Consider the following 21119-nt stretch of genomic DNA (forward strand, 5'->3'; position numbering starts at 1 on the left):
CCGACACGGGCTATTCGTTTTGCGGGCCACCACCGGCGGTCATCACCTGAATGCTCATCCGCGGGGTCGCCAGGTCCAGCCCGGCTTCATCCATGTGCCGCTTGAGCGACAGGTTGAACGCTCGTGACACTTCCCATTGCTTGATTGGCGCGGTCTTGAAGCGGGCGCGAAGGATCGCGTTGCCCGACTCGAAACTTTCCACGCCCTGAAACTCCAGCGGCGACCAGATGTTGCGCCGTTGCAGCGGGTCGGTGCGCATTTTCTGGCCGACTTCGCGCATCAGTTTGATCGCGTTGTCGATGTCCATGCTGGCCGGCACCGCGACCCGGAAGATCGCGTAGCCGAACTCCCGGGAGTAGTTCTTGATGCTTTTGATTTCGCTGAACGGAATGGTATGGACGATGCCGTCGATGTCCCGCAGGCGCACGGTGCGGATGGTCAGGCCTTCGACCGTGCCGAGGTGGCCGCCGACGTCCACGTAGTCGTCGATGGCCAGTGAGTCTTCGATGATGATGAACAACCCGGTGATCAGGTCGGCAACCAGCGACTGCGCACCAAAGCCGATGGCCAGGCCGATAACGCCGGCACCGGCCAGCAGCGGCGTGACGTTCATCCCCATGTTCGCCAGGGCGACGATCAGCGCGACGATGAAAATCGCCACGAACAGCACGTTGCGGATCAGCGGCATCATCGTCTGCGCACGGGCATTGGCCAGGCCTTTGCGCGAGCGGGTCAATGCGTGATGCACGGCGGTGTCGCTGAGAATCCAGATCAGCCAGGCGAACAGCAGCGTGCCGGCGAGGCTGAACAACTTGACGCTGACTTCGTGGCCATCGCCTTCGGTAAAGCGGATCAACGACATGCCCCAGACCCGCAGGCCGAGTTCGATAAACGCCAGCCACACAAACAGGTGGAGGATCGTGTAGAAGAAGTTTTTCAGACGCTCCGAATACACGGCGTAACGCCGGACGCCGCGCTGGGGTTTGAGGGCGTGGCGGCGTACAAGGCCGTTGATGACCATGCACAACACCAGCAGGACGGTGCAGATCAGCGACTGGCGCAGGGCGGTGCTGGTGTCGCCGGCGGAGATGAACGTCGCGAACAGCGAGATGGCCACCAGCACCAGCGCCGGCACGTACCAGAAGGTGCCGAGAATCGACAGGGTGTCGTTGAGGGCGCGGCGGGTCAGGCGTCGGGACAGCGGCTGATTGCGGATCAGGTGGGCGATCGGCCGGCGGAAACGCAGGATGAAGCGCCCCGTGGACAGCGCGGCGAGGACATTGGCGACGGTCGCGGCGGTATGGGCCAGGTGGCTGCCGAGGCTGTCGACCAGTTGCGGATCGCTCAGCGCTTCGCCAAACGCGGCGAAGCTGCCGATCAGCCACAGCGGCCGGAACGCCTGGTGCCGCAGGATGTACAAGGCGCGGTGGCGATGCGGGCCGTCGAGCAGCGAAAAGGCAATCACACAGATGGCCGAGAAGCAGGTGCCGACCACCAGTGCATAGGCCAGCACCATGGCCAGGCTTTTGCCCAGGGACGAGGGCAGGGCGTAGCTCATGTAGACCGTGATCACCAGGGCGATCAGCCATGGCCCGAGTTTGCGCAAGGCGAAGCGCAACATGTCCAGGGCCCGAGGGTGCTGCGGCAGTTCTTCGGTCAGGCCGAAACGCATCCGCACGCGATGGCTGATCCAGATCAGTGCGGCGGCCAGCAGGCTCCAGACCATCAGGATCATGGCGAAGGCGAACAGCATGGGCAGCCATTCATTGGCCGGCAAGGCCAGAGCCGCCAATTCTTCGCCGGCCTGATCGAACTCGCTGGACCAGCGCGTGAGTGGGCTGTCGTCGCCGGAAAACTTCTTCTCGATATTGGTCAAGGTTCCGCCAATCAGGCCCAGCACGCCTTCTTCGGCAGGCGGCTGGGCTTTTTTGGTGGTGTCCCGGAGCTTTTTCAGGTCGGCCAGCAGCTTGGCGCGCTGCTGGTCGTTTTCCAGTGACTTGATCACTTCGTCCAGGGATTGCCCCAGCGGTTCCTGGGCTTCGGGCTGTGCCTTGGCCTGGCTGTTGAGCAGGCTTGGCAGGCCGGCCGCCTGGACAGGCGCGACCGACAGCAGCGTCATCAGGCAGACCAGGAAAATACACGGGAAGGCAAAAAGACGAGCGAACACTAGGCGGTCAACCTCGCAGGGAGCGGATCGACCGAGTGTACGAGCCCGTCAAATTCAATGCGAGCCAAGGGCGATGATTTATTCGTTGAGTTTGGCGAGGATCTTGATCACCACGGTCGCGAGAATGGTCAGCATGCCGATCCACATGGCGAACACACCGGCATTTTTGTCGCGAAAGTTGAAGCCGACAGCCAGCAGGAGCATCCCGGCGAGAATCGGGATCAGCATGGCGTGGAAGGAGGACATCGAAATCATGGAGACAGCCTTGTCGAAGGGGTATTTGAAGTCTAGGCGGCTTTTTTGCCTGGTGTTGTCTGTCTGTAGGAGCGAGCTTGCTCGCGATGGACGTGAACGATCACGCTGGACGTCTGACACCCCGCGGTGCTCTCCAGTCCATCGCGAGCAAGCTCGCTCCTACAGGGTTTTGTTACGGCAACTCGCGGCAGGCGTAGAACGCGTTCAGCACCTTGACCAGGTGCGCCAGGTCATGGCTGCCGCACAGTTCGCGGATCGAGTGCATGGCGAAGGTCGGCAGGCCGATGTCCACGGTGCGTACGCCCAGGTGGCTGGCGGTGATCGGGCCGATGGTCGAGCCACAGCCCATGTCGCTGCGCACCACGAAGCTTTGCACCGGCACTTCTTCAGCCATGCACAGGTGACGGAAGAACCCGGCGGTTTCGCTGTTGGTGGCGTAGCGCTGGTTGCTGTTGACCTTGATCACCGGGCCGGCGTTGAGTTTCGGGCCGTGGTTGGCATCGTGCTTGTCGGCGTAGTTCGGGTGCACGCCGTGGGCGTTGTCCGCCGAAACCAGCAGGGATTTCTGAATGGTGCGTACGAACTCATCGCCCTCGGGCAGCAGGCGACGCAAGGTTTGCTCGAGCATCGGACCGTCGGCACCGCAGGCCGAGCAGGAGCCCACTTCTTCGTGGTCGTTGCAGACCAGCACGCAGGTCTCGTCGGTCTCGGCCGTCAGCAGTGCTTGCAGGCCGGCATAGCACGACAGCAGGTTGTCCAGGCGCGCACCGGCGATGAAGTCGCCGTGCAGGCCAATCACCGCAGCGCTTTGGGTGTCGTAGAAGCTCAGCTCGTAATCGAGCACCACGTCGGCGTTCAGGCCGTGTTCGCGGGCGAGTTGATCGGTGAGCACTGCGCGGAAGTCCACGCGCTCGTCACCGGCAAATTGCGCGAGGATCGGCGGCAGTTCGGTCTGGGCGTTGATGGCCCAGCCCATGTTGGCTTCACGGTTGAGGTGAATCGCCAGGTTCGGAATGATCGCGACAGGTGCCTTGAAATCGATCAACTGGCTTTCGACCTTGCCATCACGCCGGAAGGTTACGCGGCCCGCCAGGGACAGGTCACGGTCGAACCACGGCGCCAGCAGCGCGCCGCCATAGACTTCCACACCCAGTTGCCAGAAACCCTGGCGTTGCAGTTCCGGTTGCGGCTTGACCCGCAGGCACGGGCTGTCGGTGTGAGCGCCGACCAGACGAATGCCGCCGTGCAGCGGCGAATGACGGCCCATCTTGATCGCGACAATCGAAGAGTCGTTGCGGGTGACGTAGTAGCGACCGTTGGCTTCGGTATTCCACGGCTCGCGCTCGTCGAGGCGCTGATAGCCCGCCGCTTCCAGGCGCTGAACGAGGCTGGCGGTGGCATGGAACGGGGTAGGGGAGGCCTTGAGGAAATCGATCAGGCCTTGGTTCAACTCTTCGCGCATAAAGTAGCTCCAGACAGCAATGGCGCCAGTTTAACGTATTGGTCAGGGAATTGGCGGTGGGCTGATGTTGGAGCCGGCTCTGATATTGAATCTGAAGAAAAACCCTGTGGGAGCGGGCTTGCCCGCGATAGCGGAGTGTCAGTCAGCATCAATGCTGGATGTGCCGGCCTCATCGCGGGCAAGCCCGCTCCCACAGGTGTTGTGTCTTTATGCTTAAAACGGTGCCGGGCACTCGAAGCGCAGACGCTCGCCGGTTTGCGGGTGGGTGAAGCTGAGCATGCTGGCGTGCAGGCACAGGCGCGGCCAGGCCGCCAGGGCCTGCTCATGGGCATAGAGCCCGTCGCCCAGCAGCGGATGACCAATCGAGAGCATGTGCACGCGCAACTGGTGGGAGCGACCGGTGATCGGCGTCAGCTCGACGCGGCACCAGTCGCCGCAACGTTCCAGCACTTTCCAGAAGGTCAGCGCATGTTTGCCGAATTCATGGTCGACCACGTGGCGCGGCTTGGTCGGTGGGTCGTAGCGCAAGGGCAGGTCGATGCTGCCGCTGTCCAGTTCCGGTTGACCCCAGCACAGGGCGGTGTAGGCCTTTTCGGTTTCGCGGTCGTGAAACTGCCGGGACAGCTCGCGATGAGTGTCCGGATCGCGAGCCAGCAGGATGATGCCGGAAGTTTCCCAGTCCAGGCGGTGGACGATTCGCGCTTCCGGGTAGCCGTTTTCCTGCAGGCGGGTAATCAGGCAGTCCTTGTTGTCGTCGGCCCGGCCAGGGACGGAGAGCAACAGGGTCGGTTTGTTCACCACCAGTACGGCGGCGTCCTGATGGATGATGTGAATGTTGGACAACGGCATTAAAACAGCCTCGTAACAAACGCCAACGGCGGCTCGATCATTCTCATGCCCCTCTTTGTAGGAGCCGGCTTGCTGGCGATGCAGGCAACGCGGTCTGACTGTTACAACGCGTTGAAGCTATCGCTGGCAAGCCAGCTCCTACAGGGAGGGCGTTTCGAATGATCGAGCCGCCGTGGCTCCAGCCGGATCGACTCAGCGATCAGGCAGGGTGATATTGAGTTCCAGAATCGAGCAACTGCCCTGGCTTTCCAGTGCGACATGCACGTCATCGGACCCGATATTGACGTACTTGCGAATCACCTCGACCAGTTCCTTCTGCAAGGCCGGCAGGTAGTCCGGGGTGCTGCGTTGGCCGCGTTCGTGCGCCACGATGATCTGTAGACGCTCTTTCGCTACCGACGCGGTGCTTTGCTTTTTGTTGGCACGAAAGAAGTCAAAAAGGTTCATTGCTTAGTTGCCTCCAAACAGGCGCTCGAAGAATCCCTTCTTCTGTACATCGAGGAATCGATGATCCACGGTCTTGCCCAGCAGGCGGTCAACGGTATCGCTGTAGGCCTGGCCGGCATCGCTCTGGTCGTCGAGAATCACCGGAACACCCTGGTTGGATGCCTTGAGCACCGCCTGGGATTCAGGGATCACGCCGAGCAGGGCCACCGAAAGGATCTCCTTGACGTCTTCTACGCCGAGCATTTCGCCTTTGCTCACACGTTCCGGGTGATAACGGGTAATCAGCAGGTGTTCCTTGATCGGGTCTTCACCGCGTTCGGCGCGACGGGACTTGCTGGCCAGCAGGCCGAGCATGCGGTCCGAGTCACGAACGGAGGAGACTTCCGGGTTGGTCACGACGATCGCTTCGTCAGCGAAGTACATGGCCAGGTGGGCGCCTTTCTCGATGCCCGCCGGGGAGTCGCAGACCACGAACTCAAAGTCTTCCTTGAGTTGCATCAGGACTTTTTCCACGCCTTCGACGGTCAGCGCGTCTTTGTCGCGGGTCTGGCTGGCGGCCAGCACGTAGAGGTTTTCCAGGCGCTTGTCTTTGATCAGGGCCTGTTGCAGGTTGGCTTCGCCGTTGACCACGTTGACGAAGTCATACACCACGCGGCGCTCGCAACCCATGATCAGGTCGAGGTTACGCAAGCCCACGTCGAAGTCGACGATCACTGTTTTGTGGCCGCGCAAAGCGAGGCCGGTACCGATAGCGGCGCTGGTGGTGGTCTTACCCACACCACCCTTGCCGGATGTAACCACGAGAATCTTGGCCAAGGTGTTTCACCCCTAAGGAAGAAGGACTTTCCAGCCCCTGAAAAACATCTCCTGAAAACTACTGCAGTCGGACAGCCTTGGCTGGAATTCGGTTTTGAGCGGCGTTTACCCCCGGTAAACACTGCTTTTGGCCTTTTTCCTACTTCGTTTGAGCCGTTTTCGCTACGTTTTAGAGATGCTTGGAAAATGCGGCAGTATCCGTTAAAGCCGAATGATGTTCAACACGTCGCCGGACAGGCTGACCTGCACGCCCGAACCCCATAGCGGGTCGCGGCGCAGATCTTCGGAAACCTTGTAATGCCCGGCGATGGAAATCAGTTCAGCACTCATTTGCTGACAGAAAATCCGCGCCTTGGTGTCGCCCTTGACGCCGGCCAACACACGACCACGCATCGGGCCGTATACATGGATGTTGCCATCGGCGAGAAGTTCCGCCCCCGGGCTGACCGAGGAGATCACTACCAAATCGCAGCCCTGGGCATAAATCTGCTGGCCACCGCGTACTGGCGACGTGATGATTTTCGTCGGTTTGATGGTCGGCTCGGCCGGTTTTTCCGGTTTTTTCTTCGGTTCGCCTTCGCTCAGGTCCAGTGGACGCTCGCGGGCACCGGACGGTGGCAGCACCGGCAGGTCGACCGCAATGGCGGCGGCGATGTCTTCGATGCGGCTGGCGCGGATTGCCAGGGTGCGCAGGCCATGCTGGCGGCACACGCGCATCAGGCCGGGCAGATCGACCGCGCCTTCGTTGGCCGGGAGTTTGTCCAGGGCCAGTACCAGCGGCGCGTTGCTGAAGAAGTTGGGCGCCTGGGCGACCTTGGCGGCCAGTTGCCGATCAAGGCTTTCGAGGTCGTTACGGGCCAGTTCCAGCACCGTAATGGCCAGCATGCTGCCCTTTAACTGGAACACGGGATCTTGGTCTAGCGGTTCGGTTTGGCTCATGGTCGGCATACAACGACTTGTCACTAAAAGTGCCGAGACTTATAACGAGAACGCCCGCAGGCCGCAAGCCGGGTCGAACGATGTAGAATGCGCGGCCATTGTCATTCCGGAAGCATTAATGGACCGCCCGCGTTTTCGAAAAGCATTTCTATCTCCACGTTTCTGGCCGCTGTGGTGTGGCCTGGGGCTGTTGTGGCTGATCGTCCAGTTGCCATATCCGGCACTGCTGTGGATCGGTCGTGTCCTGGGCGCTTTGATGTATCGCGTGGCCGGCGACAGACGGCGCATTGCCAAGCGCAATCTGGAACTGTGTTTCCCTGAAAAAACCGCCGCCGAACGCAAACGCCTGCTCAAGGAAAACTTCGCCTCTACCGGTATCGCGTTTTTCGAGATGGCGATGAGCTGGTGGTGGTCGCGCAAACGCCTGGCAAACCTGGCTCATATCGAAGGGCTGGAGCATTTGCAAAAGGCCCAGCGTGAAGGCAAGGGCGTGATCCTGATGGCGCTGCATTTCACGACACTGGAAATCGGTGCGGCATTGCTCGGCCAGCAGCACACCATCGACGGCATGTACCGCGAGCACAAGAATCCGCTGTTTGACTACATCCAGCGCCAGGGCCGCGAGCGACATAACCTCGACTCGCTGGCGGTGGAGCGCGAAGACGTGCGCGGCATGCTCAAGTTGCTGCGCGCCGGCCGGGCGATCTGGTACGCACCGGATCAGGACTACGGCGCCAAGCAAAGTGTTTTTGTGCCGCTGTTCGGCATCCAGGCGGCGACTGTCACCGCCACCAGCAAATTTGCCAAGCTGGGCAAGGCGCTGGTGGTGCCGTTCACCCAGGAACGTCTGGCGGACGGCAGCGGCTATCGCCTGGTGATCCATGCGCCGCTGGAAAACTTCCCCGGCGAAACCGATGAAGAAGACTGCCTGCGGATCAACCAGTGGATCGAAGGCGTCCTGCGCGAATGCCCCGAGCAATACCTGTGGGCCCACCGCCGCTTCAAGAGCCGCCCGCCGGGCGAGCCGAAGCTGTACGCCAAGCGTCGTTGAATCCCGATACAGGGGAATGGGTCGAAACAACCAAATCCCGTCAAGCACCATGGAGAGTTGCGCATGAGTCCAGCTGAACCGGTTACAGGGTTGATTCTTTCCGGTGGCGGGGCTCGGGCGGCCTATCAGGTCGGGGTTTTGGCGGCGATTGCCGAATTGCTGCCGCCGGGGGCGAGCAATCCGTTTCCGGTGATCGTCGGCACTTCGGCGGGCGCGATCAACGCCGTCAGCCTCGCCAGCGGGGCAATGGACTTTCGCAACGCCATCGAACGCCTGACGGCCTTCTGGCAGGGCTTTCGCAGTCATCTGGTGCTGCGCAGCGACTGGCCCGGGGTGATCCGCCAGGCCAGCCGCTTTGTCAGCCACAGTCTGCTCGGCATCGGCAGGCACATGCCGGTGGCGCTGCTCAACAGTTCTCCGCTGCGCGATTTGCTCAACGACAAGCTGCACATGGGCGGCATTGCTGAAGCGATCGCACAGAAGCAATTGCATGCGGTGGCGGTCACGGCATTCGGTTATGAGTCCGGCCAGGCGGTCACCTTCTATCAGGGCGGCGGCAAGATCGCCCCCTGGTTGCGCCATCGCCGCATCGGCGTTCCCACCCAACTGTCCGTCGAGCACTTGCTCGCCAGTTCGGCGATTCCGCTGCTGTTCGCTCCGGTGAAAATCGGCGAAGAGTATTTCGGCGATGGCGCGGTGCGCCAATCGGCGCCGATCAGTCCGGCGCTGCATCTGGGGGCCAGCCGGGTGCTGGTGGTGGGCGTCAGCGGCAACCCCCGCGGCGTCGACCCGCAACAACCCTTGCAGCGCAGCTACACCGGCCAGCAGCCGACCCTGGCGCAGATCGGCGGGCACATGCTCAACAGTACGTTCATTGACAGCCTGGAAAGCGACATCGAGCTGTTGCAGCGCCTGAACCAGTTCAGTCACCTGATGCCCGACGGCACGCCGACCCGGGCACTGGGTGTGGCGCCGGTGGACGTATTGGTGATTTCACCGAGCCAGCCGATCGACGAGATTGCCGCGCGCCATCGCCAGGAATTGCCGGCGGCATTGCGCCTGTTCCTGCGCGGACCGGGCGCGACCAAGACCAGCGGGGCAGGGGTGCTGAGTTACCTGCTGTTCGAGGCGGGGTATTGCAGCGAGTTGATCGAGTTGGGGCGGCGGGATGCGCTGGCCAAGCGCGGGGAGTTGAGTCGGTTTCTCGGACTTTCGGTGCCTGAAACCGTTTGAACTGTCAGATCTGACAGTAGATGTTGCCGAGTTTTTCGCACAGATTGGACCCGATTTGTTGAGGGTTCGAAGATGGCGGCTGCGCAATGGATTGATGCTCACACACCAACCTTGTCGGTGGCGGATTCGCGCGGTTTGGCTGTGCGAAATGTCGCGTATTGCCGTCATCCGCTGAACCCGTCCATTGAGACTCGCACCACCCGCAATCACTTTGACGCTGCCGGACGACTAGTGGCTTCCTGGGATCCACGATTGTGGGGCACGGCGCCAAGACCGAACCTCGCCACGACGCACAATCTACAAAGTCAGCCTCTACTGGTGGACAGCGTCGATGCCGGTTGGCAGTTGAGTTTGCTGGATCGGACCGGTATGGCACGTTCCTTCTGGGACGGTCGCGGGAGTCAGCGGCATACTGAGTACGATGAGCTTCAGCGTCCCATAACCGTCACCGAACAGATGACGGATGGCTTGCCGCATATCACCGAGCGATTTGCTTATGCGCAGGCAGGTGATGAGTTTGCGGTGCATAACCAGTGCGGCCAACTGATTGGTCACGATCATCCGGCTGGCAGTCGTAGCCATTGCGAATATGGCGTGGGCGGATTGCTTCTAGCTGAAGAAACCCTTTTCTTGCTCGATCTGGCGTCGCCGGATTGGTCGTCCGAATCTACCGGTGCAATTCTGGAAGACGAGGTTTTCAGGACGGCTCAGCAGTATGGGGCTTCAGGAGAAATGCTCTGCCAGACCGACGCCAGGGATAACTTCAGGGCATTCGCTTACAACCAGGCCGGTGAGTTGCAGGAAGCCCGACTGAGGTTGGCTGACGCATCCGGCCCTCCTCAAGTGCTGGTGGGTGACATCCGTTACGACGCCCATGGCAAGGTTGAACGCGAACGGGCCGCTAATGGCGTCGTATCCACAGCCCGATACGCGGCTGAAGATGGGCGGCTGACCGGATTGCTGTCTTGCGATGCCCGAGGCACGCCGCTGCAGCACTTCGAATATGCCTACGATCCGGTCGGCAATATCTCCAGCGTCGAAGACAAGGTGGCGTTGACCCGCTACTTCAACCAACAGCGCATCGAACCGATCAATCGCTATCGTTATGACAGCTTGTATCAACTGGTCGAAGCCACTGGCCGGGAAGTGAGCCAACCCAGTTATGGGCCCGCTTTACCTGCCTGGCAAACCACGCCACTGGACCCCAACCAGTTGCGCAATTACACCCAGACATTCAACTACGACGCTGCCGGGAATCTGCAAACCCGACACCACAGCGGCGTGGAAACCTTCGAGATGTTTACTTCGTCTGGCAGCAATCGCAGCGTTGCGGATGAAGGCAGTCTGGTGGATGGCTTTGATGCCAACGGCAATCAGCGGGAGCTGTTGCGCGGCCAGGAAATGAATTGGGACATTCGTAATCAGTTGAGTCGCGTGACGATGGTCCGGCGTGAAGATGGATCTGACGATACCGAGTGTTATTTCTACGACAGTCCCGGGCATCGACTGAGAAAAGTCCGACTCACGGAGACTGCTTGTCGCACGCTGCGAGCTGAAGTTCGTTACTTGCCGGGGCTGGAGATCCATCGTGATACAGCTACCGGCGAAGAGCGGCAGGTGCTCGGTGTCGAGGCGGGGCTTAGCCATGTGCGGGCCTTGCACTGGGTTGGGAAATTGCCCAAGGGCGTGCGCAATGACCAACTGCGTTTTTGCCTGAATGACCACCTGAACTCGTGCACGCTGGAACTGGATGAGTTGGGAGCACTACTGAGTCGGGAGGTTTATTACCCGTTTGGCGGGACGGCGTTGTGGGCGGGTACCAGTGAAATTGAGGCCAAGTACAAGACGATTCGTTATTCGGGCAAGGAGCGGGATGCGACGGGGCTTTATTATTACGGGTATCGGTACTATGCGCCGTGGCTGCAACGGTGGGTCAGTGCGGATCCAGCCGGTGAAGTGGATGGTCTCAATCTGTTCCTCATGCTGTTCAATAATCCGCTCAACTGGATGGACACAGAAGGCCAGAATGCTGTGCCGACTATCGCTCATTTTTTTTGGGCTGGAAGAAATATAGATGCTCATTATCTCGGCAATATGCTGATTTTCAAGAGGTTTAATCCCAGTTATCAAATCAAGGTCTGGACAGACAAGCCTTCCCATATTCTCAATACGTTGTCTGTCATGGAGTCTGGTGATGATCCGATTGATCGTGGGCTTGCAAAACACCATGGACATCATCTGGAAATTAACGATCCGGATGAGATGTTTAAAGACCTTGCTACAACATTCCCTGACGCTCATAAAGTGCAATCAATATTTCAACGCGAAAGTAATGGCCCGTACCGAAACCTCGCTGCAGCAAGCGATATTTTCAGAATGGCTGCATTACATTTCTATGGCGGTTTGTACATGGATGTTGATGTCGCAACGCGTGGGGAAATTGATTCTATCAATGCGCCGGAGGGATTTCTGGCTCACGTTTACGATGACTCTTTGGTGGGTAATTTTGTACTGGCGGCGACACCCGGATCCTTACATTCGTCCAGTTTTCTAAAAAAAATGATTGATCACTACAGGTTGGAAGAAGAGGTGGGTTGGGTAACCAAAAGAACTGAGGAAAAGTCCCGTGAGCGTTTGACATCGGACTGGACAGGGCCGGGTTTAATTATGAGCGCTGTGGTGAATCCGACGTTGAGTGTTGAAATCCAGGATTTTGGTAGCAGGGTTCCCTATCAGCCTGGACAAAAACTTATCCAAAGTGACTACGAAGTAAACGAGTTGCTTCGTCGCGGCCATCGGGTAGCGACTGCTGATCATGATGGCGGCTGGACATCAGTCAAGCCCCGGCGCAGGGCATCGGTTGCCTAGATGGTCCCAACCTGCCTACCCGACAGATTGGGACGTACATAGCGTTAGAAGTGAACCTTGACCAGGAAACTGGTCACACTCTGATCAGTCTTGAAGCCCTGGCTGTCTTCAATCCCGTACTTGTTTTTCCAGTAGTCATACTCGACACCGACGTACAGCTGCTTTTCGCCCAGGTTCAGCGCCTTGCCCAAGTCGTACTTGACCTGTGGATTGAAGTGCAGGTTGGCGTGGTATTCGCCTTTGTCGTTGACGTCGTTGTCGACCACCCAGTCCATGAAGCCGTCGATCAGGATGTTCGAGTCGCCGACCGGAACGGTGTAGGACCAGACCGGCGTGACCTGCCAGATGTTGTCGCCCGGGCGGTCGCCTTCGGTGTGACGGTTGTAGAAGTTCAGCTGGAAGTAGTCGAAGCCGGGGATGGCCAGGTCGAAGCCAGGACCGATCAGGTAGGACTCGGTGTCGTCTTCGCCGAACTCGTAGGTCATGGCCAGCAGCACGTCCTTGATCGGGCCGAGCTCGAACTTCTGGTCGAAGATCTTGTTGAACGACAGGCGCGGGCTGAGTTCGCCGTAGTGGGTGTTCTCGCCAGCGAAAGCGTCTTCCTTGCCGTTGTAGAAAATCTTGTCGATGAAGAAGAAGTTGTCGCCGTACTTCCAGCCATCGGCGTGTTCGAAGGTCACCGTCTGCTGGATGCGCGGGTTGACCTGGAAGTCCTTGCCATAGAGGTAGGTCAGGCTGTTGTTCTGCCACTGCAGCAAATCGCCGGCCATGGCCTGGCCCCCTGCCAGCATCGATCCCGCGAGCATCAGGCTAGTGCACGTACGTTTCATTCGGTTGCTCCCAAAAAGTAGGTGGTTCCACGTTGTTTTTTTAAGGTCGGCGCTCTGGTGTGGCACCTGTTCGTGTAACGGTAATAAATCATCCGTTCGGTCAGCTTTAGTGCTGTTAGCAAGAGCTGAGCCAAGGCTTTCAAAAAGCAAAAAAACTCCCGTTCGGCGGCTCAAGAGCAGTCGATTGAGAGGGGTTTTGGAGTGCCTTGGTGCCTGCCAGCGCCGGGATAAGTTGGCTTGCTGGTCAGGTTTTACATCCGGGCTTTTTTTTAAACCGGATTCGGGCGGCCGCGGAGAATACTGACTCCTCGGCCAGGTCTCAAGTGCTCCGCAACGGCGCACCGACGACAGGTTTGGCGCACGGTTGCGGGGCAGCATCAGAAATGCACCTTCACCAGCAGGCTGGTGGTGTTTTCATTGGTGTCGAATTTGCCGCTGTTTTCGATGCCGTACTTGTCTTTCCAGTAGCTGTATTCGGCGCCGACGTACACCTGTTTTTCCCGCCAGCCCATGGCCTTGCCCAGGTCGTACTTGATTTGCGGGTTGAAGTGCAGGTTGGCGTGATAGGTGCCATGGGCGTTCTGGTCGTTGTCCACGACCCAGTCGATGTAGCCGTCGATCAGCAGGCTCGAGTTGCCCACTGGAATGGTGTAGGACCAGGCCGGGGTGATCTGCCAGACATCGTCGCCGGGGCGCGAGCCTTCGGTCTGGCGGTTATAGAAGTTCAAGGTGAAGAAGTTGAAGCCCGGGATCGCGAGGTCGAAGCCAGGGCCGATCAGGTAGGCCTCGGTGTCGTCTTCGCCGTTCTCGTAGGTCATGGCCAGCAGCACGTCCTTGATCGGGCCGAATTCGAAACGGCGGTCGAGGATCTTGCCCAGGGAGAGGCGCGGGCTGAACTCGCCGTAGTAGGCGTGGACGCCTTTGTTGCGGTCTTTCTCGCCGTTGTAGTAGGTGCTGTCGATGAACATGAAGTTGTCGCCGTACTTCCAGCGGTCGGCGTGTTCGAAAGTGATCGTCTGCTGGATCGACGGGTTGACCGCGAAATCCTTGCCGTACAGGTAGCTCAGGCTGTTGGTCTGCCACAGCAATAAATCGCCGGCCATGGCCTGACTCGCGGCCAGCAGGCCAGCACCCAACAGCAGGTTGGTTTGTGTCCGAATCATCTGTTGCTCCCTCTTGTTTTTATTTTTCAGGCGCAGAGTTGCCCCGGCCCTCTGTAGGAGCGAGCTTGCTCGCGATGGTCGTTAACGATGACGCGTGTTATCTGGATAAACGCGGTGTTCACGGGTTCATCGCGAGCAAGCTCGCTCCTACAGTGGGGTCGTGTGCTTCTGGTTAATGCGTGTGAGCCTGGCAGTCGTTGATGGCCGCGCGTTCGGCGCCGCCCAGGATGTTGAACAGCAGGTTCAGCGTCAGTGCGCTGAGCGTGGCCATGGCGATCCCGCTGTGAGTGATCGGGCTCATCCACACGGGCAGGTGGGCGAAAAACTCCGGGCGCACCACCGGGATCAGGCCCATGCCAATGCTCACCGCCACCAGCAACTGGTTGCGACGGTCACCGATGTCCGCTTCCTGGAGAATCTTGATTCCGGTGGCGGCGACCATGCCGAACATCGCAATCGCTGCGCCGCCCAGCACCGCTGGCGGAATCGAGGCCACCAGGAACGCGGCCTTGGGCAGCAGGCTCAGGACGATCAGCAGCCCGCCGGCGACGATGGTCACCGAGCGGCAGCGCACGCCGGTCATCTGCACCAGGCCGATGTTCTGGGCGAAGGAGGAGTGGGTGAAGGTGTTGAAGAATCCGGCGAAGAACGAGGCGCCGGCATCGCACAGCAAGCCGCGACGCAGCATGCGTGGGCAGACTTCCTGGCCGGTGATCTTGCCCAGTGCGAGGAACATTCCGGTGGACTCGACGAAAATGATCACCACCACCAGGCACATCGACAGGATCGGCGCGAGTTCGAATTTCGGCATGCCGAAGTGCAGCGGGGTGACGAATTGCAGCCATGGCGCCTGCGCCATGCCACTGAGGTCGACCATGCCGAGCAGGCCGCAGAGCACATAGCCCAGGCACATGCCGATCAACACGGAAATGTTGACCCAGAAACCGCGCATGAAACGGTGCACCAACAGGATGGTGCCGAGCACCAGCGCAGCAATGGTCAGGTAGATCGGAGAGCCGAATTGAGTGGCGCTCGCACCTCCACCGGCCCAGTTCACGGCCACGGGGAACAACGATAAACCGATCGAGGTGATGACCGTGCCGGTCACCAGCGGCGGGAAGAAGCGTACGACCTTGGACATGAACGGGGCGATGAGCATGCCGAAGAACCCGGCGGCGATGGTCGCGCCGAAGATCCCTTGCAGGCCGATACCGGGCATGCCGGCCATGGCGACCATGCTGCCGACGGCGGCGAAACTTGCGCCCATCATCACGGGCATGCGAATGCCCATGGGGCCGATGCCGAGGGACTGGACGATGGTGGCGATGCCGGCGACCAGCAGGTCGGCGTTGATCAGGAAGGCGATTTCTTCACGACTCAGGCCAGCGGCCTGTCCGATGATCAGCGGCACCGCGATGGCGCCGCCATACATCAGCAGAACATGTTGCAAACCGACCAGGATCAGTTGCAAGAGGGGCAAACGCTGAATGGCGGGTGCGTCGGGGATGCGCGCTTTGGAGAGCTCGGACATGCAACACCTCGGATCTTTTTTATTCTTGTGATTTTGTGCGTCAGGCAACCGCTTCGCGGTTGATCGCCAGCAAGCCGGCTCCTACAGGTTTTGGGTCGGTCGCATCATTTGTGAACGACATAAATCCGTAGGAGCCGGCTTGCTGGCGATGCTTTTCAACGATGAATCAGTTGGTCTGGGCTCCCTGCGCAATCCAGGCACCGATCAGGTCACGTTCCTGCTGGGTCATCTGCGTGATGTTGCCCAGTGGCATGATCTGGCTGGTGACGGCTTGTGCCTGAATCCGCGGTGCGTTCTGGCGGATCTGCTCGGGGGTGTCGAACATCACACCGGCAGGGGCCGCACTGAACAGCGGGCTGGTTGGCTTGGCCGAATGGCAAACCGAGCAACGTTCCTGAATCACGCTGTGCACTTTGTCAAAGCCAGGGCCTGCGTTGGACGCTTGCGCCGGTGCAGCGGCTGGCGCTTCTGCAGGTTTGGCTTCAGCGGGTTTCAAACCACCGCCCACTGCTGTTTCCGGCAGCGGCTGGTATTCGATTTTCGCTGGGGCCTTGGCCACTTCCGGGCTGTTCAGCGGCGCAGGGCCGGTGACGTAGGCCAGGCTGATCATGCCGACGGCTGCGACTGGAAGCGTCCAGGCAAACTTGTGGCTGTCATGACGGGTGTTGAAGTAGTGACGCACCAACACCGCCAGTACCGCGATCCCGGCCAGGATCAACCAGTTGTACTGGCTGCCGTAGGTGCTCGGGAAGTGGTTGCTGATCATGATGAACAGCACGGGCAAGGTGAAGTAGTTGTTGTGACGCGAACGCAGCAGGCCTTTGGCCGGCAGTGCTGGGTCCGGCGTGCGGTTCTCGGCGATCGCCGCCACCAGTGCGCGCTGTGCCGGCATGATGATGCGGAACACGTTGCCGACCATGATGGTGCCGATGATCGCGCCGACGTGCAGGTACGCACCACGACCGCTGAACACCTTGCTGAAGCCATACGCCGCGCCGATGATCAGCACGAACAGGATGCCGCCGAGCAGGGCAGGGCGTTTGCCCAGGGCCGAGTCGCACAGGAAGGAGTAGATGAACCAGCCGAGGAACAACGAGCCGATACCGATGGCCACGCCTTCAGGGCCGCTCAGGGTGCTGCCGGGAGCCAGCAGGTAGAGCGTCGGGTTGGAGTAGAACACCACGCACAGCAGCGCGATACCCGACATCCAGGTGAAGTAGGCTTCCCATTTGAACCAGTGCAGGTTGTCCGGCATGGTCGGTGGAGCCAGTTTGTATTTTTCCAGGTGGTAGATACCGCCGCCGTGGATCGCCCACAAATCACCGGCCAGACCACTTTTCGGGTTGACCCGATTGAGGTTGTTTTCCAGCCAGACGAAATAGAACGACGCACCGATCCAGGCCACGCCAGTAATCATGTGAACCCAGCGCACGCTCAGGTTCAGCCATTCCAACAGATGTGCTTCCACAGTCTTTACCTCTCGCCTGTCACTTTGTTGATCAAGTGATCAGACCTTCTCTTATTGGTGGGGGGCGAGGATCAAACGCTCATCCTCTTTGAAAAAATGCTCATCGCAGTTATTGCCTGTGCCACTGCGATCAACCACCAGGAAGTCATCCCGCTTTTCGATCGTCAGCACCGGGTGGTGCCAAACGCCGCGATGGTAATTAATGCCCTGCCTGCCGTTGGTGACGAAGGCGCGGACCAAGCCTGATACAGGTTCATCGCCAAGTGGCGCGACCACGATCAGAAAGGGGTTGCCGAGCAGCGGAATGAAAGCCTGGCTGCCCAGCGGATGGCGCTCCAGCATGCTCACGGTCAGCGGCATGTCCTGCGCGTCCGCGCGGAAGATGCTGATGATCGCGTTGTCCTCTGGCGTAGCGGTTTCGACCACAGCCAGTTTATGGAAGCGCATGGTCGAACCATTGTTGATCATGAAGTGATCGCTGCCGTCGGTTTCGATCACGTCACCGAAAGGGGCGAAGGCTTCTTTGGTCAGCGGTTCAATCGTCAATGTGCGCATGCTGTTCTTTTCCGAATTCTGTGTTGTTGGTTCTATCGTCATCGCTGGCAAGCCAGCTCCCACAGGATCTATGTACACCTCAGATCCCTGTGGGAGCGGGCTTGCCCGCGATTGGGTTCAGCGCTTATTTAGCGACCTTGCCCAGTACGCGCAGGCGGCTCACACCGCCATCCGGGAACACGTTCAGGCGGATGTGGGTGATCGGGCCCAGTGCCTTGATCTGCTCGGCGAAGGTGTGTTCGGCGTGCATTTCCAGCTTCTGTGCCGGCAGCAGTTCGCGCCAGAACAGCGATTGGGTTTCGATCTGGCTGTCGGTACCGCCCTTCACGAACGCGCCCTGGATCGAGCAGGTATCCGGGTAGTTGCCCTTGAAGTGCAGGGTGTCGACGATGACTTTCTCGACTTCACCGGCATGACCCAGCGCGACGATGACCCAGTCATTGCCCGGGGTACGGCGACGCGCGGTTTCCCAGCCGTCGCCCATGTTGATGCCACGGCCCGGGTTGAGGATGTTGCTCATGCGGCCGAAGTGTTCGTCGGAGCAGGCGAGGGCGCGGCCACCGTTCAGGGCGGAAGCCAGGTCGACTTGCTCGTTGTCGCCAACAGCTGACCAGTCGCGGTGCGGGATGCCGTACACGCGCAGGCGGGCCACGCCGCCATCCGGGTAGATGTTGAAGCGCAGGTGGCTGAAGGCCTGGTCGTTGTTGATTTCGTGGAAGTGGTGGCTGTTGCCTTGCAGCTCGACGGCGGACAGCACTTCAGTCCACTGGGTGTTGTCATCAGGCTCGCCCGACGCCAGGAAGCACGCTTCCAGGGAGGCCGATGGCGGGAAGTTGCCGGTGAAGAATGAAGTGTCGATGTCGACGCCCTTGATCGAACCCGGTACGCCCAGGCGGATCACGGCGCTGTCGAAGCCTTCGAAGCGCTTGCGGCGCGATTCCCAGCCGTCCATCCACTTGCCGTTGTCATCGAACACGCCCTCCTTCCATACGGCCGGGGTCGGTTGGAACAGACGATTGGCGTCTGCGAACCAGTCATCGGTGACCGAGATGATTTTGGTGCCCAGGCGGGCATCGGCCAGGTTGACGAACTTCTCGAAAGGTACGGCGTAAGCTTTCATTCTTCTTGTCTGCCTTTAAATAAGTGGCTTGGGATGCTCTCGGGGCCCTGGGCGCGTTCGGCGTTCTTGAACGTGCTCGGGCCAGGATCGCTATAGGGTCAGTAATCGGAACAGGGCGATCTTGTTGATCTCCGCCAGCGCGCATTTGAATTCGGTATCTGCCGAGTTGTGAATGCGCGTTTCGAACGCCGCGAGGATCTGATGCCGGTTGCTGCCTTTTACCGCCATGATGAAGGGAAACTTGAACTTGGCTTTGTAGGCGTCGTTCAGCTCGGTGAAGCGCTGGAACTCTTCGGCCGTGCATTGGTGAATACCGGCGCCAGCCTGTTCATTGGTGCTGGCTTCGGTCAACTCGCCCTGGACGGCGGCTTTGCCGGCCAGGTCCGGGTGAGCGTTGATCAGGGCAAGCTGGCTTGCGTGATCAGCACTCAACAGGATGTCGCTCATGCGCTGGTGCAGGGTTTCGATCTGGTCGATCGAGGCGTCCTGACCCAGGTCGTAAGCCTTCTCGGCTACCCATGGCGAATGTTCGTAGATGTCGGCGAAAGCGGCGACGAAGGCGTCGCGGCTCAGGCTCGATGGCTTGACGGTTTGAAAGGTGCTCATTTGGCAGCCCCTGTGTACGGGTGGGTTTCTTGCCAGTGGCGCGCGATGTCGACGCGACGGCTGAACCACACCTGTTCATGACTTTTAGCGTATTCGATAAAGCGCTTGAGCGAAGCCAGACGCGCCGGACGGCCGATCAGGCGGCAGTGCAGGCCGATCGACAGCATCTTCGGTGCTTCGGCGCCCTCGGCGTAGAGCACGTCGAACGCATCCTTGAGGTATTCGAAGAAGTCGTCGCCCTTGTTGAAGCCCTGGACCTGGGTGAAGCGCATGTCGTTGGTGTCCAGGGTGTACGGGATCACCAGGTGCGGCTTGCCGGTCGGGTTGTTCGGTTCCCAGTAGGGCAGGTCGTCGTCGTAGGTGTCGCAGTCGTAGAGGAAACCGCCTTCTTCCATCACCAGGCGACGGGTGTTCGGGCCGGTGCGGCCGGTGTACCAGCCCAGTGGGCGCTCGCCGGTGATTTCGGTGAGGATGCGGATCGCTTCGAGCATGTGCTCGCGTTCCTGGGCTTCGTCCATGTACTGGTAGTCGATCCAGCGATAGCCGTGGCTGCAGATCTCGTGGCCGGCATCGACCATGGCGCGGATCACGTCCGGGTGGCGCTGGGCGGCCATGGCCACGGCGAAGATGGTCAGCGGAATGTCGAATTCCTTGAACAGCTTGAGGATCCGCCACACGCCGGCACGGCTGCCATACTCGTAAAGGGATTCCATGCTCATGTTGCGCGCGCCTTGCAGCGGCTGGGCGGAAACCATTTCCGAGAGGAAGGCTTCGGACTCTTTGTCGCCGTGCAGGATGTTGCGCTCGCCGCCTTCTTCGTAATTGAGTACGAACGACAGGGCGATGCGGGCATTGCCCGGCCAGTGTGGATGAGGAGGGTTACTGCCGTAACCGACCAGGTCGCGTGGGTAGTCAGCGCTCACTGCAGGCTTCCTTCTTGTTCGATGATGACGGTTGGTGTGACGCAGCTGAAAATTGGATGGCAGGCTGGCGTCACAGCGATGGGCTGATTGTATACAACTTTATATTCACTTTGTAAGCCTGAATTTTCGCATTTTTCACCGACTGTCATCTTTTACTGCTATTGGCGTGAGCCTGCAAGAAATCTGCCTGAATGGTCAGTAATTCGCTGAAGGGTTCATGGGGCGTGCGGTTCTGCGGTAAATCGACGGTAAATGTACCGGTGGCGGGGGTGATGCGAAAAATGTCGTTTTTATTGTGTACAATTTTTTTAAAAAGTGTCTTAATCAATCGCTCGCCGCAGCTTTTCGTGCTCCGAATCGGTGCGGTCTCCTTTTCAACTGACTTCGGGAGGCGCGAAGTCTGACTGCTCCACGCAGGCAGGCGCGCAGAATCAATGGGACGTTTGACTACACACGTTTTGGACGCAGCACACGGTTGCCCGGGCAGCTCGATCAAGGTCGAGTTGTACCGCGTTGAAGGTTCGCAGCTGGAATTGGTCGCCACTGCAGTCACCAACAGCGATGGCCGTGTCGATGCACCGCTGCTGCAAGGCGATGACTACCGCACCGGGGTCTATCAGGTTCAGTTTCATGCCGGCGATTACTACCGTGCACGTGGCGTCAAGCTGCCGGAGCCGGCCTTCCTGGATGTCGTGGTGCTGCGTTTCGGCATCTCTGCCGAGCAGGATCACTACCACGTGCCATTGCTGATTTCGCCTTACAGCTACTCCACGTACCGCGGCAGCTGATCCCCCAGGCAGCTGCTGCACCCTGGAAGCGACTGCGCATATAGCTTC

At 59.6% G+C, this 21119-nt stretch carries 20 protein-coding genes; 4 read left to right on the top strand and 16 right to left on the bottom strand.

The window, feature by feature from the left end; translation table 11 throughout:
- Positions 1-10 precede the first annotated feature (10 nt).
- From AB4O16_RS25400 to minC, 7 genes are all read right to left on the bottom strand, one after another.
- On the bottom strand, positions 11-2167 hold the full coding sequence (locus AB4O16_RS25400; protein ID WP_160390134.1) for a mechanosensitive ion channel domain-containing protein: 2157 nt from the start codon (positions 2165-2167) through the stop codon (positions 11-13).
- A 78-nt stretch (positions 2168-2245) separates the two neighbouring features.
- On the bottom strand, positions 2246-2422 hold the full coding sequence (locus AB4O16_RS25405) for a hypothetical protein (RefSeq protein WP_015096128.1): 177 nt from the start codon (positions 2420-2422) through the stop codon (positions 2246-2248).
- A gap of 172 nt (positions 2423-2594) precedes the next feature.
- On the bottom strand, positions 2595-3884 hold the full coding sequence (locus AB4O16_RS25410; protein ID WP_160390133.1) for a M18 family aminopeptidase: 1290 nt from the start codon (positions 3882-3884) through the stop codon (positions 2595-2597).
- A 213-nt stretch (positions 3885-4097) separates the two neighbouring features.
- On the bottom strand, positions 4098-4733 hold the full coding sequence (locus tag AB4O16_RS25415) for an RluA family pseudouridine synthase (RefSeq protein WP_150715659.1): 636 nt from the start codon (positions 4731-4733) through the stop codon (positions 4098-4100).
- 192 nt (positions 4734-4925) lie between these two features.
- Entirely contained in the window at positions 4926-5180 is a 255-nt protein-coding gene (gene minE, locus AB4O16_RS25420) for a cell division topological specificity factor MinE (RefSeq protein WP_007974947.1), read from the bottom strand.
- 3 nt (positions 5181-5183) lie between these two features.
- Entirely contained in the window at positions 5184-5996 is an 813-nt protein-coding gene (gene minD, locus AB4O16_RS25425) for a septum site-determining protein MinD (protein WP_060541535.1), read from the bottom strand.
- Between the two features lie 201 nt (positions 5997-6197).
- Positions 6198-6935 carry a septum site-determining protein MinC gene (gene minC, locus AB4O16_RS25430; protein WP_460156120.1) on the bottom strand — a complete coding sequence of 246 codons (738 nt, stop codon included), beginning with the start codon at positions 6933-6935 and terminating at the stop codon, positions 6198-6200.
- 118 nt (positions 6936-7053) lie between these two features.
- On the opposite strand from minC, the gene AB4O16_RS25435 reads away from it, so the two are divergent.
- The 3 genes from AB4O16_RS25435 (at position 7054) to AB4O16_RS25445 (ending at position 12087) form a co-directional block, all read left to right on the top strand.
- Positions 7054-7986, top strand: coding sequence for a lipid A biosynthesis lauroyl acyltransferase (locus tag AB4O16_RS25435; RefSeq protein WP_460156121.1), 933 nt, complete (start codon positions 7054-7056; stop codon positions 7984-7986).
- Between the two features lie 63 nt (positions 7987-8049).
- Positions 8050-9219 carry a patatin-like phospholipase family protein gene (locus tag AB4O16_RS25440; RefSeq protein WP_460156122.1) on the top strand — a complete coding sequence of 390 codons (1170 nt, stop codon included), beginning with the start codon at positions 8050-8052 and terminating at the stop codon, positions 9217-9219.
- 72 nt (positions 9220-9291) lie between these two features.
- Positions 9292-12087: an RHS repeat-associated core domain-containing protein gene (locus AB4O16_RS25445; protein WP_460156123.1), complete on the top strand. Its 2796-nt coding sequence runs from the start codon at positions 9292-9294 to the stop codon at positions 12085-12087.
- Positions 12088-12131: 44 nt separating this feature from the next.
- Here AB4O16_RS25445 and AB4O16_RS25450 read toward each other — a convergent pair whose 3' ends face one another.
- The 9 genes from AB4O16_RS25450 to AB4O16_RS25490 all read right to left on the bottom strand — a co-directional run bounded on the left by AB4O16_RS25450 (position 12132) and on the right by AB4O16_RS25490 (position 20611).
- Positions 12132-12917 (bottom strand): outer membrane protein OmpK, encoded by a 786-nt coding sequence (locus tag AB4O16_RS25450; protein ID WP_160390129.1) that lies wholly within the window; start codon positions 12915-12917, stop codon positions 12132-12134.
- A gap of 377 nt (positions 12918-13294) precedes the next feature.
- The gene (locus tag AB4O16_RS25455; protein WP_160390128.1) at positions 13295-14080 is read right to left on the bottom strand and encodes an outer membrane protein OmpK; all 786 of its coding nucleotides are present in this window, start codon (positions 14078-14080) and stop codon (positions 13295-13297) included.
- A gap of 172 nt (positions 14081-14252) precedes the next feature.
- The gene (locus AB4O16_RS25460) at positions 14253-15611 is read right to left on the bottom strand and encodes a nucleobase:cation symporter-2 family protein (protein WP_460156124.1); all 1359 of its coding nucleotides are present in this window, start codon (positions 15609-15611) and stop codon (positions 14253-14255) included.
- Positions 15612-15777: 166 nt separating this feature from the next.
- On the bottom strand, positions 15778-17079 hold the full coding sequence (locus tag AB4O16_RS25465; RefSeq protein ID WP_160390126.1) for a urate hydroxylase PuuD: 1302 nt from the start codon (positions 17077-17079) through the stop codon (positions 15778-15780).
- A gap of 51 nt (positions 17080-17130) precedes the next feature.
- Positions 17131-17634: an ureidoglycolate lyase gene (locus AB4O16_RS25470; RefSeq protein WP_085723223.1), complete on the bottom strand. Its 504-nt coding sequence runs from the start codon at positions 17632-17634 to the stop codon at positions 17131-17133.
- A gap of 124 nt (positions 17635-17758) precedes the next feature.
- Positions 17759-18754, bottom strand: coding sequence for an allantoicase (gene alc / locus AB4O16_RS25475; protein ID WP_160390125.1), 996 nt, complete (start codon positions 18752-18754; stop codon positions 17759-17761).
- 90 nt (positions 18755-18844) lie between these two features.
- On the bottom strand, positions 18845-19360 hold the full coding sequence (gene uraD, locus AB4O16_RS25480) for a 2-oxo-4-hydroxy-4-carboxy-5-ureidoimidazoline decarboxylase (protein ID WP_460156125.1): 516 nt from the start codon (positions 19358-19360) through the stop codon (positions 18845-18847).
- Positions 19357-20283: an allantoinase PuuE gene (puuE, locus tag AB4O16_RS25485; protein ID WP_108218982.1), complete on the bottom strand. Its 927-nt coding sequence runs from the start codon at positions 20281-20283 to the stop codon at positions 19357-19359. Before puuE ends, uraD begins: the two co-directional genes overlap by 4 nt.
- A gap of 145 nt (positions 20284-20428) precedes the next feature.
- Positions 20429-20611 (bottom strand): hypothetical protein, encoded by a 183-nt coding sequence (locus AB4O16_RS25490; protein ID WP_460156126.1) that lies wholly within the window; start codon positions 20609-20611, stop codon positions 20429-20431.
- 106 nt (positions 20612-20717) lie between these two features.
- Between AB4O16_RS25490 and uraH the strand changes: the two genes are divergently transcribed.
- The gene (gene uraH, locus AB4O16_RS25495) at positions 20718-21071 is read left to right on the top strand and encodes a hydroxyisourate hydrolase (protein WP_008017679.1); all 354 of its coding nucleotides are present in this window, start codon (positions 20718-20720) and stop codon (positions 21069-21071) included.
- Positions 21072-21119: the final 48 nt, after the last annotated feature.

The sequence above is a fragment of the Pseudomonas sp. S2_H10 genome (assembly GCF_054668285.1).

What these genes read in the sequence shown, in the direction of transcription:
- AB4O16_RS25405 (WP_015096128.1), bottom strand. Translation starts at nt 2,422, where the DNA reads ATGATTTCGATGTCCTCCTTCCACGCCATGCTGATCCCGATTCTCGCC.
- AB4O16_RS25410 (WP_160390133.1), bottom strand. Translation starts at nt 3,884, where the DNA reads ATGCGCGAAGAGTTGAACCAAGGCCTGATCGATTTCCTCAAGGCCTCC.
- AB4O16_RS25415 (WP_150715659.1), bottom strand. Translation starts at nt 4,733, where the DNA reads ATGCCGTTGTCCAACATTCACATCATCCATCAGGACGCCGCCGTACTG.
- minE (WP_007974947.1), bottom strand. Translation starts at nt 5,180, where the DNA reads ATGAACCTTTTTGACTTCTTTCGTGCCAACAAAAAGCAAAGCACCGCG.
- minC (WP_460156120.1), bottom strand. Translation starts at nt 6,935, where the DNA reads ATGAGCCAAACCGAACCGCTAGACCAAGATCCCGTGTTCCAGTTAAAG.
- AB4O16_RS25435 (WP_460156121.1), top strand. Translation starts at nt 7,054, where the DNA reads ATGGACCGCCCGCGTTTTCGAAAAGCATTTCTATCTCCACGTTTCTGG.
- AB4O16_RS25440 (WP_460156122.1), top strand. Translation starts at nt 8,050, where the DNA reads ATGAGTCCAGCTGAACCGGTTACAGGGTTGATTCTTTCCGGTGGCGGG.
- AB4O16_RS25445 (WP_460156123.1), top strand. Translation starts at nt 9,292, where the DNA reads ATGGCGGCTGCGCAATGGATTGATGCTCACACACCAACCTTGTCGGTG.
- AB4O16_RS25450 (WP_160390129.1), bottom strand. Translation starts at nt 12,917, where the DNA reads ATGAAACGTACGTGCACTAGCCTGATGCTCGCGGGATCGATGCTGGCA.
- AB4O16_RS25455 (WP_160390128.1), bottom strand. Translation starts at nt 14,080, where the DNA reads ATGATTCGGACACAAACCAACCTGCTGTTGGGTGCTGGCCTGCTGGCC.
- AB4O16_RS25460 (WP_460156124.1), bottom strand. Translation starts at nt 15,611, where the DNA reads ATGTCCGAGCTCTCCAAAGCGCGCATCCCCGACGCACCCGCCATTCAG.
- AB4O16_RS25470 (WP_085723223.1), bottom strand. Translation starts at nt 17,634, where the DNA reads ATGCGCACATTGACGATTGAACCGCTGACCAAAGAAGCCTTCGCCCCT.
- alc (WP_160390125.1), bottom strand. Translation starts at nt 18,754, where the DNA reads ATGAAAGCTTACGCCGTACCTTTCGAGAAGTTCGTCAACCTGGCCGAT.
- uraD (WP_460156125.1), bottom strand. Translation starts at nt 19,360, where the DNA reads ATGAGCACCTTTCAAACCGTCAAGCCATCGAGCCTGAGCCGCGACGCC.
- uraH (WP_008017679.1), top strand. Translation starts at nt 20,718, where the DNA reads ATGGGACGTTTGACTACACACGTTTTGGACGCAGCACACGGTTGCCCG.